This window comes from Embleya sp. L77, from assembly GCF_055557415.1.
The window spans coordinates 245,099-259,978 of the sequence record NZ_CM145710.1 but is presented as its reverse complement, the minus strand read 5'-3'; the positions used below and the strand labels follow the sequence as shown (position 1 = coordinate 259,978).

General features: G+C 70.4%; 15 protein-coding genes and 1 pseudogene. 9 read left to right on the top strand and 7 right to left on the bottom strand.

Annotated elements, in window-relative coordinates:
• Nucleotides 1–136: 136 nt before the first annotated feature.
• The 3 genes from ACZOOI_RS31080 (at nucleotide 137) to ACZOOI_RS31070 (ending at nucleotide 2,692) form a co-directional block, all read left to right on the top strand.
• A complete protein-coding gene (locus ACZOOI_RS31080; protein WP_465282887.1) occupies nucleotides 137–322 on the top strand; it encodes a carboxymuconolactone decarboxylase family protein in 186 nt (61 codons plus the stop codon).
• 242 nt (nucleotides 323–564) lie between these two features.
• A complete protein-coding gene (locus tag ACZOOI_RS31075) occupies nucleotides 565–2,298 on the top strand; it encodes a PLL family lectin (protein ID WP_465282886.1) in 1,734 nt (577 codons plus the stop codon).
• 220 nt (nucleotides 2,299–2,518) lie between these two features.
• Nucleotides 2,519–2,692 (top strand): hypothetical protein, encoded by a 174-nt coding sequence (locus ACZOOI_RS31070; RefSeq protein WP_465282885.1) that lies wholly within the window; start codon nucleotides 2,519–2,521, stop codon nucleotides 2,690–2,692.
• A gap of 1,050 nt (nucleotides 2,693–3,742) precedes the next feature.
• Here ACZOOI_RS31070 and ACZOOI_RS31065 read toward each other — a convergent pair.
• The gene (locus ACZOOI_RS31065) at nucleotides 3,743–3,964 is read right to left on the bottom strand and encodes a hypothetical protein (protein ID WP_465278790.1); all 222 of its coding nucleotides are present in this window, start codon (nucleotides 3,962–3,964) and stop codon (nucleotides 3,743–3,745) included.
• Between the two features lie 358 nt (nucleotides 3,965–4,322).
• A complete protein-coding gene (locus ACZOOI_RS31060; protein WP_465282884.1) occupies nucleotides 4,323–4,979 on the bottom strand; it encodes an ATP-binding protein in 657 nt (218 codons plus the stop codon).
• Between the two features lie 426 nt (nucleotides 4,980–5,405).
• On the opposite strand from ACZOOI_RS31060, the gene ACZOOI_RS31055 reads away from it, so the two are divergent.
• Nucleotides 5,406–6,275, top strand: coding sequence for an RNA polymerase sigma factor SigF (locus ACZOOI_RS31055; RefSeq protein WP_465282883.1), 870 nt, complete (start codon nucleotides 5,406–5,408; stop codon nucleotides 6,273–6,275).
• Nucleotides 6,276–6,461: 186 nt separating this feature from the next.
• A complete protein-coding gene (locus ACZOOI_RS31050; protein WP_465282882.1) occupies nucleotides 6,462–7,679 on the top strand; it encodes a phospholipase D-like domain-containing protein in 1,218 nt (405 codons plus the stop codon).
• Between the two features lie 389 nt (nucleotides 7,680–8,068).
• Here ACZOOI_RS31050 and ACZOOI_RS31045 read toward each other — a convergent pair whose 3' ends face one another.
• Nucleotides 8,069–8,662 (bottom strand): methyltransferase domain-containing protein, encoded by a 594-nt coding sequence (locus ACZOOI_RS31045; RefSeq protein ID WP_465282881.1) that lies wholly within the window; start codon nucleotides 8,660–8,662, stop codon nucleotides 8,069–8,071.
• Nucleotides 8,663–8,845: 183 nt separating this feature from the next.
• Between ACZOOI_RS31045 and ACZOOI_RS31040 the strand changes: the two genes are divergently transcribed.
• Both ACZOOI_RS31040 and ACZOOI_RS31035 read left to right on the top strand, forming a co-directional pair.
• Nucleotides 8,846–9,436 carry a restriction endonuclease gene (locus ACZOOI_RS31040; protein WP_331773022.1) on the top strand — a complete coding sequence of 197 codons (591 nt, stop codon included), beginning with the start codon at nucleotides 8,846–8,848 and terminating at the stop codon, nucleotides 9,434–9,436.
• A gap of 717 nt (nucleotides 9,437–10,153) precedes the next feature.
• Nucleotides 10,154–10,384 carry a hypothetical protein gene (locus ACZOOI_RS31035; protein ID WP_465282880.1) on the top strand — a complete coding sequence of 77 codons (231 nt, stop codon included), beginning with the start codon at nucleotides 10,154–10,156 and terminating at the stop codon, nucleotides 10,382–10,384.
• A gap of 166 nt (nucleotides 10,385–10,550) precedes the next feature.
• On the opposite strand, the gene ACZOOI_RS31030 is transcribed toward ACZOOI_RS31035, so the two are convergent.
• The gene (locus ACZOOI_RS31030) at nucleotides 10,551–10,676 is read right to left on the bottom strand and encodes a hypothetical protein (protein WP_465282879.1); all 126 of its coding nucleotides are present in this window, start codon (nucleotides 10,674–10,676) and stop codon (nucleotides 10,551–10,553) included.
• A 355-nt stretch (nucleotides 10,677–11,031) separates the two neighbouring features.
• On the opposite strand from ACZOOI_RS31030, the gene ACZOOI_RS31025 reads away from it, so the two are divergent.
• On the top strand, nucleotides 11,032–11,421 hold the full coding sequence (locus tag ACZOOI_RS31025) for a VOC family protein (RefSeq protein ID WP_391589631.1): 390 nt from the start codon (nucleotides 11,032–11,034) through the stop codon (nucleotides 11,419–11,421).
• A 111-nt stretch (nucleotides 11,422–11,532) separates the two neighbouring features.
• Here the strand turns inward: ACZOOI_RS31025 and thyX are convergent, their stop codons facing one another.
• Together thyX and ACZOOI_RS31015 are read right to left on the bottom strand one after the other, a co-directional pair.
• Nucleotides 11,533–12,303: an FAD-dependent thymidylate synthase gene (gene thyX / locus ACZOOI_RS31020; protein WP_465282878.1), complete on the bottom strand. Its 771-nt coding sequence runs from the start codon at nucleotides 12,301–12,303 to the stop codon at nucleotides 11,533–11,535.
• Nucleotides 12,293–13,141, bottom strand: a complete 849-nt coding sequence (locus tag ACZOOI_RS31015; RefSeq protein WP_465284187.1) for a dCTP deaminase — start codon at nucleotides 13,139–13,141, stop codon at nucleotides 12,293–12,295. The genes thyX and ACZOOI_RS31015 overlap by 11 nt, the downstream gene beginning before the upstream one ends.
• Before the next feature lie 169 nt (nucleotides 13,142–13,310).
• On the opposite strand from ACZOOI_RS31015, the pseudogene ACZOOI_RS31010 reads away from it, so the two are divergent.
• A pseudogene (locus ACZOOI_RS31010) lies at nucleotides 13,311–13,499 on the top strand (hypothetical protein); the annotation flags it as partial.
• Nucleotides 13,500–13,838: 339 nt separating this feature from the next.
• Here ACZOOI_RS31010 and ACZOOI_RS31005 read toward each other — a convergent pair.
• Nucleotides 13,839–14,249, bottom strand: a complete 411-nt coding sequence (locus tag ACZOOI_RS31005; RefSeq protein WP_465284221.1) for a hypothetical protein — start codon at nucleotides 14,247–14,249, stop codon at nucleotides 13,839–13,841.
• Nucleotides 14,250–14,880 lie beyond the last annotated feature (631 nt).

Here is a 14,880-nt window from a genome sequence, read left to right as displayed (position 1 = left end):
GTACGCCGCACTCGCCGACGTCGCGCCGACCTGCCTCGCCTGGCCGTCGAGTTCGCGTACGGTGACATCCACTCCCGCTCCGGCCTCGACGCAGCCTGTCGCGAACCGGTCGTCCTCGGCGGACTGATCGCCCTCGGTGACACTGAACGGCAGCTCGATCGAGGCCCACCTCGTGGCGGCGCTCCACGCCGGGCCGACCGCGCACGAGCTGGTCGAGGCGATCATGCAGGCGCTGCCGTACGCCGGGTTCCCGCGCGTGCTGTCGGCGATGTGGTTGGCACGCCGGGTCTTCGCGGCCCGGGACCTGCTGCCACCGTCCTGACTCGCCCTGACGCCGACCGTCCTGGCGCGCGCGACGTCAGGACGAGAAGGGCCTGCGGCGAAGTCCACGAAAAAGTCCTGCGAAAAAAATTCTGCGGAACCTGAGAGATTCCCCCGCCTCCCGCCACGTCCCCCGTGAACCGGCCGCACCCCGCGGCCGCCGTGCAGAACGGGACGCCCATGAACAGAAGACTGCCTGAAGCAAGTTCGACCCCTGACGCGGTCAGCGTGACAACCTCGCCCGTGCCCCACACGCGCTACGGGAGCACAGCAACCGGCCGTCGGCGCAGTGCGCCGCGCCGGCTGGTCGCGATCTGGGCGCTCACGCTGCTCGCGGCGCTGCTGTCGCCCGTGCCGTCCGCCCGCGCGTGGAGCGGGGTGGACTTCGCGCTGCCGGGCGCCGCCACCGCCGAGAACAGCACCATCACGTCGGTCGCGCGCGGATCCGGCCGGCTCGACGTGTTCTGGATCTCCTCCGACGGCGCCGTCAACACCGCCGCGTGGACCGACAGGACGTACCGCTGGGGCGGCGGCCAGGTCGCTCCGCCCGGCTCGGCCTCGCCCGGCACGTCGGCCGGTGGCTTGGCCGCCGTCGCCCGCAACCCCCAGCACCTCGACGTGTTCTGGATCCGCCCGGACGGCGGCGTCTCGACGTCCGCATGGGACGAGGCCGCACCCGCCTGGACCATGGCCCGGTCCATCGCGCCGTCCCGCGCCGCCCTTCCCGGCACGCTCGCCGCGGTCTCCCGCAACACCGATCAACTCGACGTCTTCTGGATCGGCCCGGACCGCGCCATCGGCACCACCGCCAAGCACTCCACCCAAGACTGGCTCAACCCGTGGCCCCTCACCGCACCCGCCACCGCGCAGTACCCGGCGGGCGCGCTGAGCGTGGTGTCCCGGGCGCGCGACCACCTGGACCTGTTCTGGGTCCGTCCCGACGGGGGTGTGTCCACCATGTGGTGGAACCCCAACGCGAACTGGCCGTCGCGGTCGATCGCCCCGGCGGGCCACGTCCGGATCAGCGACCGTACGACCGTCCGCCGCGCCGCATTGACGGCGGTCTCCCGTCGCCCCGACCACCTCGACGTGTTCTGGATCGGCCCGGACGGCGGCATCGGCACCACCGCGTGGAACCCCGGCGCCAACTGGCCCGCACCCTGGCCGATCGCCTGGCCCGGCGCCGCGCAATCCGGGTCGCTGGCGGCCGCCAGCCGCTCCCCGGGCCGGCTCGACGTCGCGTGGCTGGCCGCGGACAACCGCGTCCAGTCCCTCGGGTACGACGAACGCGTGCCCGGCGGCTGGGGTTTGACCGACGCCACCCCCGCGCAGCGCGCGCTGCCCGGCGCGTTGACCATGGTCTCGCGGCGCGCCGATGTGCTGGACGTGTTCTGGGTCAAGCCGGACCGCACGATCGGCACCACGTGGCGTACCACCGAACGCATTCGCGTCCACGTCAAGGCCGTCAACGTGCCGCTCGACCACGAGCTGGTCCGCAGCCAGATCGCGGACATGGCGTTCCTCTACGGCCGGGTCGAGATCGGCGTCGAGCTGGTCAGCACCGAGCAGATCACCATCCCGGGCCTGAACACCGTGAAGGTCGGCCTCTGCAACGAAACCCTGGCACCGGCCACGCCAGACCAGAACACCCTGGCGAACCACCGCACAGGTGCCGGTCCCAAGGACATCGTCATCTACATCGTCCCCCAGATCGAACACGACGAGCTGGGCCACATCGACGGATGCGGCACCCACCCGGTCGGCAAGCCGGGCGCGGTCGTCGCGCCGTACAACATGCGCTGGCTGCACGCCCACGAAGTCGGACACGTGCTCGACCTGCAACACCCCGCCCCGCGCGACGACGACAAGACGACGCTGATGACCGGGCTCGGACTGATCGATCTGTGGAAGAACCCGCCCGACATCACCGCCCGCGAGAAGGCGACCATGTTCGCCGGCCCGCTGACGATCCTCTGACCGACCCCCACCACATCCTCCGACCACCCGAGACCGGAACGTACGGGCGCGCCCGGCCTGCCACTTGCAGCCGGCCGGGCGCGGCGTCCGAACCGCCCTTTATTGCCCGCGTTCTCGGGCAGATCGTCCGGCTGCTCTCATCACGCAGCTCAAGCGCCTCGAAACCGACATCGGCAGCGCGCTCGTCAACCGCCAACAAAAACGCAAGAACAGCACGCCGATGACCCCGACCGCACGGGGCACCGCACTCCTCACGGGCCTGGCCCTCGACCTCGACCGGGAACACCAGGCCCAGCGGCAGCGCGCCGAACGGCATCGCCAACAACAGCAACAGTGGCATCGGCGGCCGCCGACGCTCGCCGAACCGGACCGGGGACGCGGGTTCTCCCTGTAGGGGGCGAGGGGCCGCCGTCCCCGGACGACATCCGCAGGGGGAAGTAGTGCGCGCCGCCGACGCCCCTCCCGACGGTGCGTTTGTCCTGGTCACAGGCCCGGAAGAGGCCTCGTCGGCCGCCTGGGCCAAGCAGCACGAAAAGCAACAGGTACGGCAACAGGAAACGCCACAGGGAACGCCACAGGTACGGCAACAGGAAAGGCAACCCCGCCGCCGCAGCGATGAAAACGAGGCACCCCTATACAGGCTGCGCGCCCTGGAGCGTGCACAAAGCGCGCCGGCCTGCGGTCCGGCCGGTGGCAGGGGCGTCGTTTCCCAGCACGATGGGGCAGGCGACACCCCAGGCGACGGGGGGAACGATGCCCCGCCCGACACCGGCCCGGCCGCACGGCGGCATGGCCGGCCGGGTGTTCGGGTACTGGGGGCGGGGTCCGGGTCGCGGGCGTCTTCGCGCGGCTTCGCCCCAGCCGGCGCGAGCGGGTGGCGTACCCGACCCGGACCACGAACACGGTGATGATGTCGACGCGTTGCGAAACGTGGTCGTCGCCGCAGCCGGAGCGGAGCGCAGGCGAGGCCCGGAGCCTGGACCGGTGGTCGCCGGCTTCGAGGGCGGTTCCGGACGGACCCGGACGCGGAGGATCTGTTCGGCGTGGATCGGTTCGGTCCGACGACGATGACCCTCCTGGCCGGGTCGCCCGCATAGTGGGTGCGGTCCGTGCGTCCGGCCTCGTGCGCTGCACGCCGTGAGGTCGCCGGACGACGCCCCGCCCGGCTCCCGCCCCGTTACACCTGGCCGGGCATGCGCCGGGTGCCCTCGGCGACACCCGCCTTCCACACCTGACGGCGGTCGTTCGTGGCGCAAACGGGTGGTCGCGGGACCGTTGCCGTGCTCTTCGCCGCCCTCGAGGGAATGCTTCCTGTGCGAGGCGAACGCTGGGCCCCCTGCCGGACCATGGTCTCCTCGCAGCGGGCCGCCCCCCACCCGGCCGAAAGGCCGGACAGGGGGCGGCGCACCACCGGAGGGGCGGTCCCGTAGGGCGGGACCGGCCGTCAGTCCTTCGCGATGGCGATACCGAGGAAGATCCCCACCAGCAGCGCGACACTGCCGGCGGTCATCACCGCCCACGTCCCGCTCTGCGTCGCGGCGAACGTCGACGTCATCCCCGCCTGCGCCGCCGCCTGCGTGGACTGGGCCCCGGCCATGGCCGCCTCCTGAACGGCCAGACCCGTCTCCAACGTCTGGATCCTGCTCTCCAGCTCCGACTGCTCCATCGTTCGATACCTCTCTCACGGTGCGCCGGCCGATCCGACACCACCGTTCCCCGGTTCCCCGCCACGCCGCCACTGCCGCACCGGGCGCGGTCGGTGCACCCGTTTGCCGGTGATCTCCGCCCGTCTGGGGCCGGCCGCCGGACCCGATAAGCTCCCCCACTCCGAGGCGACGGCTACAGCTCGATGTCCTCGGCCGAGGCTTATCCCGCGCCGGCTCATCCGCCCGATCCGCGAGTACCACCACGACCGTCTCCGGGACGACGCCACCATCCTGCTCCTGCAATGGCACAGCGCCGGCACCTGACCGCCCCTGACCGGGGAGCACCCCGCTTTCGGCAGGTGTGCCCGCTGCGCGGGATCAGACCGCGGCGAGGACGTCCACCAGCATCAGACGCGAACCCCCGCGCCCCACCCGCCGCACGTACCGCGTCGCCGCCGGCTCCCACCCGCGCGCCGACGAGCACAACGCGCCGACCCGCCGCCGCACCCACACCTGCGATCGAGGCGGTCGGGCTCCTCGGCGGGCCGCAGCCAAGCCCGCCCGGCGTCCGCGATGAAAGACCGCACGAATCGAGGCGGTCGCGGATCGGGCGCGCACCGGCACCGGGGCGCCCGCCCTCGCCGGGGCGGGGCCGTCGATCTCGGCCCAGACGGTCTTGCCGCCCCGATGCTTCCTGACGCCCCAGCCAGTGGTGAGCGTGTCGAGGATGTGCAGGCCGAAGCCGCCCTCGTGTTCGGCGCCGGTGTCGCGCCGGGTCGGCATGCGGGGATCGGTGTCGGTGACCGACAACCGCGCCCCGCGCCGGGTCCTGCGCACGGACAGGACCATGTCTCCGTCGGTGTGCAGTTGTGCGTTGGTCAACAGTTCCGACAGGACCAGGACGGCCGCGGCCACGCGGTCCTCGTCCCAACCCCAGTCGGCGAGGGTGGCTCCCACAGCCGTGCGGGCTCGGGCGGAAGCCCCGGTTCGTCGTGGCACGCGCCACCGGACGAGGGAACGACGACGTCGAGGCATGACCTTCCTCACAGGCACGTGGACGGACGGCGGACGGTATCGCGCGGCGACCTCGGCACACGGGCACGGGCACGGAACGACTCGCCCGCGTCCTCGTCCGGACGGTCCACCGGCCCGGGATCGGAGCGGCAGACCACGAATCCACCACAGGGGCCGTGACCTGCCCATTCGTACACCACGGGCGGTCCTTTCCCGAGGCCGACGCCGCCGTGCCCGCACACCTGCCCAACGACCCGCGCCTCAAGCGTCACCGATCGAGTGATCGGCGCTCGGCGCCGTGAACGCCGCACCGGATGCCGACCCCGACGGGACGAGGTACGCGTCACTGCCGGAGGCGCGGAATCCGCCCCCGAACGGGTGTACATCCCGCGGCATGGGGCACAATGCTGCGGCCCACAGCCGGCCCGAAAGCAGGAGGACGCCGACATGAACCGCACCGCCGCGACCGCCTTCCCGGCCCCCGACGCGACCGCGACCGCCGCCGAGGGCGGCGGGCTCGCCGATCTGCCGATCGTCGACGACCCGGGCAGTGTCTCGGCGACCGACGCGCGGGCGATGTCGAAGGTCCTGTTCGACCGGCTGCGGGTGCTGGAGGAGGGCACGCACGAGTACCAGTACGTGCGCAACACCCTGATCGAACTCAACATCCCCCTGGTTCGCTTCGTCGCGGGACGCTTCCGCTCGCGCCCGGAGACCACCGAGGAGATGGTCCAGGTCGGCACCATCGGCCTGATCAAGGCCATCGACCGCTTCGACCCCACCTTCGACGTCGAGTTCCCCACCTTCGCCGTCCCCACCATCTCCGGCGAGATCAAGCGCTTCTTCCGCGACACCTCCTGGGCGGTGCACGTCCCGCGCCGCCTGCAGGAACTGCGCCTGGAACTGGCCAGGGCCCGCGACGCGTTCACCACCGAACACGACCGCGAACCCACCCCCGCCGAACTCGCCCACAGGCTCGGCATCGACGTCGAGGAAGTCGTCGAAGGCCTCACCGCCGCCGCCGGCTACACGGCCGCCTCGCTCGACGCCCCGGCCACAGACGACGGCCCCACCGAGGTCCACGCCTCGCGCGCCTCGTTCGTCGACCCCGGATACGACCTCGCCGAGAACCTGCACGCCCTCAAGCCCCTGATCGCGGCCCTGCCGCAGCGCGAACGCGACATCCTGTCCATGCGCTTCGGCCAGGACCTGACCCAGTCCCAGATCGGCGAGCGTCTGGGCATCTCCCAGATGCACGTCTCCCGCCTCCTGGCCCGCACCCTGACCGGACTGCGCACCCAACTCCTCGCCGACTGAACCCGATCGAGGAACGAGGACACCCGGGGAACGACCGCGTCACCTCGTTCGCGACCGCGCGTGGCGGACCCTCCCACGCAACGCATCGGCCGAGTCGTTCCGATGAATTTGGGCACCACCGCCCCGCTGCTGATCTGTCCGCGGATGACCGACGCGCTCGCCATCCCAACCGTCGGAAGGTGCCGCATGAGCACTCGGGAGAGCACGGAACACGCCGACGGCACCGACACGACGGCCCGGGGCGATGTGCAGGCCCGCAAGCAGCGCCTGCGTCGGCGACTGGAGCGCCTGCTCGGCATGGCGGCCACCGAAGGCAACGAACTCGTACCGCTGCGCAACGGTGATGCGATCTTCCCCGCCATGCTCGACGCGATACGCGGCGCCGAGCACACCATCGACATGATGACCTTCGTCTACTGGCGAGGTCGGATCGCCCGCGACTTCGCCGCCGCGCTCGCCGACCGGGCAAGGGCCGGCGTGCGAGTGAGACTGCTCCTCGACGGCTTCGGCGCCAAGGAGATCGAGCGGGATCTCCTCGACGTCATGGACGACGCCGGTGTCCAAGTGGCCTGGTTCCGCAAACCGTTGTGGCTGTCGCCGTTCAAACAGAACCACCGCTGCCACCGCAAGGCCCTCGTCGTCGACGAGCACACCGCCTTCACCGGCGGCGTCGGCATCGCCCAGGAGTGGTGCGGCGACGCCCGCAACCCCGACGAGTGGCGCGACACCCACGTCAAGGTCCGCGGCCCGGCCGTGGACGGGATCGCCGCCGCGTTCGCACAGAACTGGGCCGAATGCCACGACGAACTCTTCGACGACCGTGACCGCTTCACCGGACACGACCAGGTCGGGACCTCGATCGTCCAGGTCGTGCGCGGCTCGGCCGGCGTCGGATGGCAGGACATGCAGACCCTGATCCGCGTCATGCTCACCTCCGCCGAGCAACGTTTTCGCCTGGCCACCGCCTACTTCGCCCCGGACACCTACTTCATCGAATTGTTGTGCGCCACCGCCCGCCGCGGCGTCACGGTGGAAATCCTGCTCCCCGGCCCCCACACCGACCAACGTGCCTGTCAACTCGCCGGCCAGCACCACTACACCCGACTCCTCGAAGCGGGCGTGTCCATCCGCCAATACCAGCCGACCATGATGCACGCGAAGATCATGACCGTGGACGGGGTGGCGTCACTGATCGGCTCGACCAACTTCAACCGCCGCTCCATGGACCACGACGAGGAAGTCATGCTCGCCGTCCTGGACGAGGCATTCACCGCGGAACTCGACCGGGACTACGACGCGGACCTCCAACGCAGCGTGACCATCGACCCGGACCGCTGGCGGCATCGGGCCACCGGGCAACGCCTGCGGGAGGCGGCGGTCCTCCCCATCAGACGGTTCCTGTAGCCCCGGGTGGTTCGGCGAGGGTGAAGGGATGCGGGTGCCGGGTGCGTGGTGGGGGTCGACGGTGATGGTGCCGTTGTCGGTGAGCGCGAACCGCCACATCACGCCTCCATCGTCGTCCGGGTCGCCCCGCCGCCCGTCCGCCCGGTCACGGGCGGGCGGCGGCTGGACCGGCTCAGCCGCACGTTGGTGGTGGTCAGCGTCGTGGTGGCCGCCGCGATCGGTGTACTCGGCGCGGTGATCACCCTCGCGCCGCTGAGGCACACCGCCGGCGCGACCTCGGGCCCGGCCGTGTCGAGTTCCCGTCCACGGGCGGGCTCATGGGCTGTCGGCCGATGTCGAATGGCACCGCCGTCACGTTGGAGGCGATACAGCCACGGGTCCACGCGCGGTCACGTGGTCGCCGGCCACCTGGGCCCGGTGTCGGGGTCGTAGGCCCACACGAACTGCGTGTCGCGCGTGACGGTCATCCCGTGGTCGAACAATGCCGGGGCACCGGCGGCGATCCATCGGTCCCAGGCCGTCTCCAGCTCGTCGCCCAGCCGGCGCGAGCCGCCCTGGTACAGCGTCGTTGTGCCGTCGGCGGACGCGGAATACACGGCCCAGGAGGCGTCTCCGTCGTGGATCCACGCGTTCACGCCGTCGGCGTCGCGGGCGGCGTGCACCCGCACCTCGGGCAGCGCGACACGCAATGCGAACAACAGATGCGCGTCGTCGCACAACGACGCGAGATCCCGAACGACGCCGCGATCCTCCCCGGCCGCCGCGTCGCCGCGCACATCGGCGAACCGGCGCTCACCCGGGGTACCGCGGGCGGGCATGAACGTGGCAAGCCCCTGGACCCACCCGCTCGCCGAACATCCGTCCTCGGCGACGGTCAACGCGACATGACCCAACCGCCCCCACGGCGTGACCACGCGAGCCCCGGGGCGGGCCTGCGCGATCCACGCCCACGGCACCCGCTCCACCGCGTAGGTCGAGATCACCCGGTCCCACCGCTTCGAGGCCGCGGCACACCGGCGACTCCGACCCCGAGAGCGTGCCCGCCCGCTCCGGCGGTCGCCGGACCGCGGTGGAGTCGACCGGTGTCGAATTGGGCGAAACGCTGCCGACGGCCCGGTCGGGTGAGCACACTGGTTCGTAGCGGCTCGACGGTTGGGGGAACCGACATGGCTGGTGTGCTGTACGGGTTGGTGGTCCTGGTGCTCGGTGGCGCGGCCTTCGGCGCTTGGGTGCTGAGCCGCACGCATCGGCGGGTCCGGTCGGAGGACCAGCGCTGGCGGCAGGCCGACGCAGTCGCCGTCGGTCTGCGGACGCTCGACGAGGTCGATGCGATGACCGGCGCGCAGTTCGAGGAACTGGTCGCCGGGCTGTGCCGCCGGGACGGGTTCACCGAGGTACGCCGGGTCGGCGGCGCCGGCGACAACGGAGCGGACGTGCTGTGCCGCTTTCCCGACGGCCGCACAGCGGTGATCCAGTGCAAGCGCTACACCACCAAGAGCCGGATCCCCCCGCGAGAAATGCGTGATCTGTTGGGCGCGAAGGCGCACTTCGGGGCCGACGTCGCGGTCTTCGTGACCACCACCGGGTTCACCAAACAGTCGACCGAGTTCGCTGTCGCCAACGGCATCCTGGCCATCCACCGCGACTTCTTCGGGCTGTGGAACAAGGGCACCCCGCTCGAATCGATCGCTGGCCTCAACGGCTTTGGCCAGGGCCCCACGCGCAAACCCCGCCCCAAGCCCCCGACCACGCACTGACGCCCACCGTCGTACGCCTCCGGCGGTGCGGCCGCCTCCGCCGGCGACAGCGGCTCCCGGACACAGGGCTCGCTGTGTGCTGCGGAACGTCGTCCGGCCCCTGGACCAGCGGGTCATCCAGGCGGGAGGCCTCCTCTGCGGCGTTCGCGGGCGATGGAGCTGAAGGATGAAGCTGAACTCGTGTGTGAGGGCGCATGCTGTGGCGAGGTCGTCGCACAACCCGCAGGAGCTCCGGGACGCGGGCACCGAGCTCGTGCGCCTGCGTGCCGAGGCACACCGCGAGAACGCCGGCGAGTGACCTGCCCCGGCACCCGGTATGCGGCGCCCGCGCATTGAGGGCGAACAGGGCCCGGTGTGGAACCCCACCCGCCGCCGGCCCGGGATCTGGGAACGCACCGAACTCGTCGCCGGCGTCCCGGCCCCGGTCTGCGTGGACCTGCTCGTCCCGGCCGGCCTCGCCGGCCGCAAAGGCAACGGCGCCAACGTCGCGGGCCACGGCCGCTGGGCGGCCCACCAAGTCCCCGGCCAGGAACCGGTCCTCGTCGACAACGACCCGATGACCGTCACCAGCCACACCCCGGCACCGACCCCCGTTGCATCCCGGTCAAGGTTGCCGGCCCCGCCGCCCTGCTCTGCTCCAAAGCCACCAAGATCGCCGAACGCCTCGCCACCCCCGACCGGCTCCGCGACAAGGACGCCGGCGACATTGTCCAACTCATGGTCGCAACCGACCCCGACGACGTGGCCGCCCGCTGCAAGCGCATCCTCGAACACCCCGACAGCGCCGACGCCGCCCGCACCGGACTGGCCCACCTGCGCACGCTGTTTGCGGCCCCTCGTAGCCCCGGAGTGGAAATGGCCGTCGCCGCCCTCGCCGGCTCCATGCCCGCCACGCGCATCCGCGCCACCGCGACCGCCTTCACCGCCGAACTCCCCACCCCCGGCTGAACGGCCCAGGGCACCACCGCCAAGGACGGCCGCTCGGCGACCGGATGGCTCCACGGCCTCGCCCAATTCATGAATGCCCGCGACACCCCTACCCACCGCCAGGTCCGGGCCGACCGCGACCCTGGCCACGAACACCCCCTCACCCACTGCACATTCGCACCTGGGATCAGGTGGGAACCAGGGCGCTCGCGGCGTAGTCGATGCCGTAGTACCGCGCGTACAGCGACCCTTCGAGCAGTGCCGCGGCGGCCGGGGCAGGCGGGGCAGGCGGTGCTGCTCGTCCAGGCGTCACCGCGAGGTCGGGCTCTCGATCCGGTCTACTCGACCGGGGCGGGCGGCCCTGTCTTCCGCCGCCGAGCGCGCAGGTCGACGCTTTCGGCCAGGACGCGGACGTTGCTGAGGATGCGGTCCTGCTCGGGCAGGCACATCGCCGCGCGCGCTCGACCCGACCTTGCGGGACACCGGGCCCGCACCGCCGCGACGAGGGCCGAACGCTTTCTCGCCTCGATCGGCCGGTCCGCGTTGGCCGCAGTCCTGATCGCCTACCGTCGCGCCGGAACAACGACTAATATCGACAGCGACATCGCGTGTCGGTCACCGACTGGGTGAGGCATGGAGGTGTTGGGAGGTGCCCTCGGAGGCATTCCTTGTCAGTCGAGTTGAACCACACGATCGTCCATGCCCGGGACAACCGGGAGTCTGCCGAGTTCTTCGCGGACCTGCTGGGCCTCGAGATCACCGCAGAGTGGGGCCCCTTCATCGCGGTCGACCTGAGTAATGGCGTCACGCTGGACTTCGCCACGATCCCCGCAGACGAAATCGCTCCGCAGCACTACGCTTTCCTGGTCTCCGAGGCGGAGTTCGATGCGGCATACCAGCGGATCACACAGCGCGGTATCGAGCACTACGCCGACCCGCACCGGCAACACCCCGGCGCGATCAATCACAACGACGGCGGTCGCGGCGTGTACTTCATGGACCCGGTTGGCCACGCCATGGAACTCATCACCGTGCCGTACGGCGGCCGGCCGTCGTAGGCACATGCGCTGAGGGCTGCACCCTGTGTCGGGTGGCAGCCCTCAACTGCTGCTTGGGCCGAGGAACCAGCACCTGCTGCATCGGCGGAGACCCCGACCGGGTCTTGACGCCTACTCCTTCCGGACGATCGGGAGACCATCGCCCATGTCCACGATGGAAAAGTCGGCAAAGGCCGAGGGGGCATCCTGCCGGACGGCGCGAAGTACGGCCGCACTTACCTTTCGCATCTCGCTGTCCCCGGTGATCGATCCCCTGACTTCCAGGAAGTGGCGGAGCGCACGGGCGTTGGCGGAGACCATGATCGCCGTTTCCTCGCTCTCGGGCAGAACGCTTCGCCCGGCCGACCGGATAGCTCGCAGCCGTTCGCGACGGCCTACGGTCCTTTCGGTATCCGCGGCGGTCAAAGCGTCTACGATCTCGCCGTAGACGGCCTTGGAGTGGGTTACAGCCGACTCCCACTTCGCCAGCAGTTCGGGATGGTCCTTGAGTTCCTCGGGTACCAGGGCGCGGGCCAGACGCTCATCGTGATACTGCTGGGACAACTGGCTGTACGACCATCCCGGCCGATGCCGGACGAGCTGATGCGTGAAGGCCCGTGTCACCCCCGTGAGCAGCAGAGTCCAGGCGGCGTGCTCGAGGACGCTTTCGTGCCCCTGCGCAATCAGATTGGCGATGTACTCCTCGTTGGTTTTTGGAGATTGCCGGTCGCCGAAGGACATGTAGCAGATCCGGCCGGCGAGTTCGACGAGGGAGTCGCCCGAGGCCTGCGTGGACCGACGCCATGAGGATGCCTCGGCTTCGAGGAAGCGGAGGACCTCCCCGTGGTCGAGCGAGGGCCGGGCGATGACGTAGACCCTGGGGCCACCAGCGTCAGCGGGCACCGGGGGCTCCTTGCGTCGAAGTGGGTTGCGGCAGCAGGCGTTGCAGGTCGTTCAGCTGCTGTTGCACGACCGCTACCTCGCGTTTGAGGTCCGTGACCTGTTTCGCGTGGTCCCACTTGGTTTGGAAGTAGTTGGAAGCGACAACGCCGCAGACGGTGACCAGGACCAGAAGCCCCGTGACCACGAACGTCGCCTTGGCCAACGTCTTTCGAGCTTCTGCGCGGGCACGTTTCTTTACGTCGAGGAAGTCTGCCGACAGGCGGCTGATCGCCTCCGACTCGGTCGCGGGCTGTGCGAGACCGTCGGTGGTGACCTTCTGGGGATTGCGGCGTCGCCAGGAACCGAGGCTTCGCTGTGTCAGGCGCATGAGCAACAGGGTGGCGAGGTTGTCGCCTGCGCTGAGGTCGACCGACTCCCGGCCCATGTTGATGACGGCAACTTCCAGATGCCCTTCGTATCCGGGGTCGACGTGACCAGGGTTGAGCAACATGACACCGATCGCGGCGATGCGGTTGACCGGCAGGAGCACGCCCCCGAGATCGTCGGGAAGTGCGATGCGTTCTGCGAGCCGGATCACGGCAGTCTCCCCGGTCTTGAGGATCTTGGATCCCAGGGGTTGGCCCGGGTTCAATCTCCCCACCGAGACCCACCCCCGATTGCGTGCAGGGACGAAGATCTGTCCAACGGTCATGTCGACCGACGCGGCTTGGATAGCGGAGTTCTTGCTGTCCGGGGCGAAGACCGCTGGCCGGCTGGTGTCCCAGAGACTGTCGTCGGCACCGTAAATCCGCAGGGATCCGCCATCAATCCGAGTCTTGATCTCCCCATCGGACAGCATCACGTCCAGTACTCCCTGGTCTGCGTGGCCAAAGGTGACGCGAGCATCCCAAAAAGATATCCAAAATGGGATGATAGACCCACTTTGCCGCCTTCGTTCATCCGTTCGGCCGAGAACGGCCCTTCCAAGATTTTCGTAGTGGGTGATCGAGTACGTCGAATGGTGAGACGCGACAGCACCGTTGGTAGAGCGGTCCTGCGACGTAGGCCGCCTCGATGAGTACGACAGCAGGTTCGGGATCACCGCCGAGCTGCCCCTCTCGGAATGGGAAGGCCACGACGCCGAACAACTCACCTCCGAGGAGTTCGAGGAAGTCTGGGGCCCTGCCCGCCGGCAGATCGCATCCCGGCCCAGCTGACCTCTCGGCCCCGCGGGGACTTCTTGGCATCATCGCGACATGACCCCGAGCCTTCCCCGCACTGTCCGAGCCGTCGACACCGCTCAGTTCTTGGGCCTGGGCCAGGAGGCCGCCATGCACAGCTTCAGCCGGCGTCTCCCGGTCGACATCCACGGGGTATTTCGGGCTCTGGAAGCAGACATGCGTCGGAGCGGCGGCAATTATGCCGATACCGCAGTGGCTCTCGCTGACGTTGTTGAAAACAGGCCGCCGGACCGGCCGCGCTCGAAGACGGCCGAGTCCGGGCAACGGCACCCGATGCGCCTCGAGCGACGCCGAGTCGGACGGTCGGTCGCCGGGTCAGGGGCGGGCGGGAGTTCCCCGGCGGATGGTGTCGACCATGGCGCGTACCGTCGGGATGTCGGCGTCCTCGGCGTCGACGTTGACAAGGTGGTGGTCGTCGGCCCACCGGCACGACGCGTGGGCACGCCGCGGCGCGAGGCCCGGCTCGCGGGGAGGACCGTCGGGCGAGGAGTCGCACAGGATGCGGCCGCCGTCGGCAGCCTGTGCCAGGCGCTCGTCGCCCGGTTCGACCCGGTCCTCGTCTTGGGACCGTTTCTTTTCGAGGATTCGGGAGACCCAGGCCGCGGGCGAGGACTTGCCGGGCTCCGCGGTGATCGCCACGACGTACCTCGGCCCGGCCGGGCCCGCCGGGCCGTGGTAGTAACCGCCCTGCCGGTCCCGGAAGTCGGTGTAGCCCAGGAATTCCATGCTTTCTCCCAGGTGCGTCACGGGCGGCGTCGAGTCGCCGGGGGTTCCCCGGTGCCGCCGCCGTCCGGGCGCCGATGATCGGCGCCCCGCCCGTCCGCCACGATCCGCACGGCCGACCCCAACGTCGGCGGGAGGTCCGCGAGTGGACGCGACCCTCCCATGTCCCCGGCCCCCGCGCAGCCGGACACGACCAGTGCGACCGCCACGACACCGAGGGGACCGACCTTCGGGGACCACCGCACGTCCGAACCTCCGGGAAAGGTCGGGGACTTCTCTCTCTGGTTCCCTCACCGTAGGCGCGGGCCGACGGCCGGCGCCCGAGTACCCGTACTCATGTGGACAGGGCCGGCGTGCCGGTGCCGGATCGGACTGCGGTGAGGACGCCCGTCGGCATCGGACACGAGCCCCGCCGCGGGCGCCTCGGCCGCCGCACGTACCGCGTCAACGCCCGCGTCCACGCGCGCATCGACGAAGTGGCCTCGCCGACCCGACGCCCCGCCGACACCACCGGTCGAGACGATCGGGCTCCTCGACGGGCCGCAGCCAGGAGAGCCGTTGCCGTTCGGCGTCCGTGGTGAAGGGGGTTGCGTTTGCTCGCCGTCGTCGGCGGTTCGGCCGTCGGTGTCGTCGA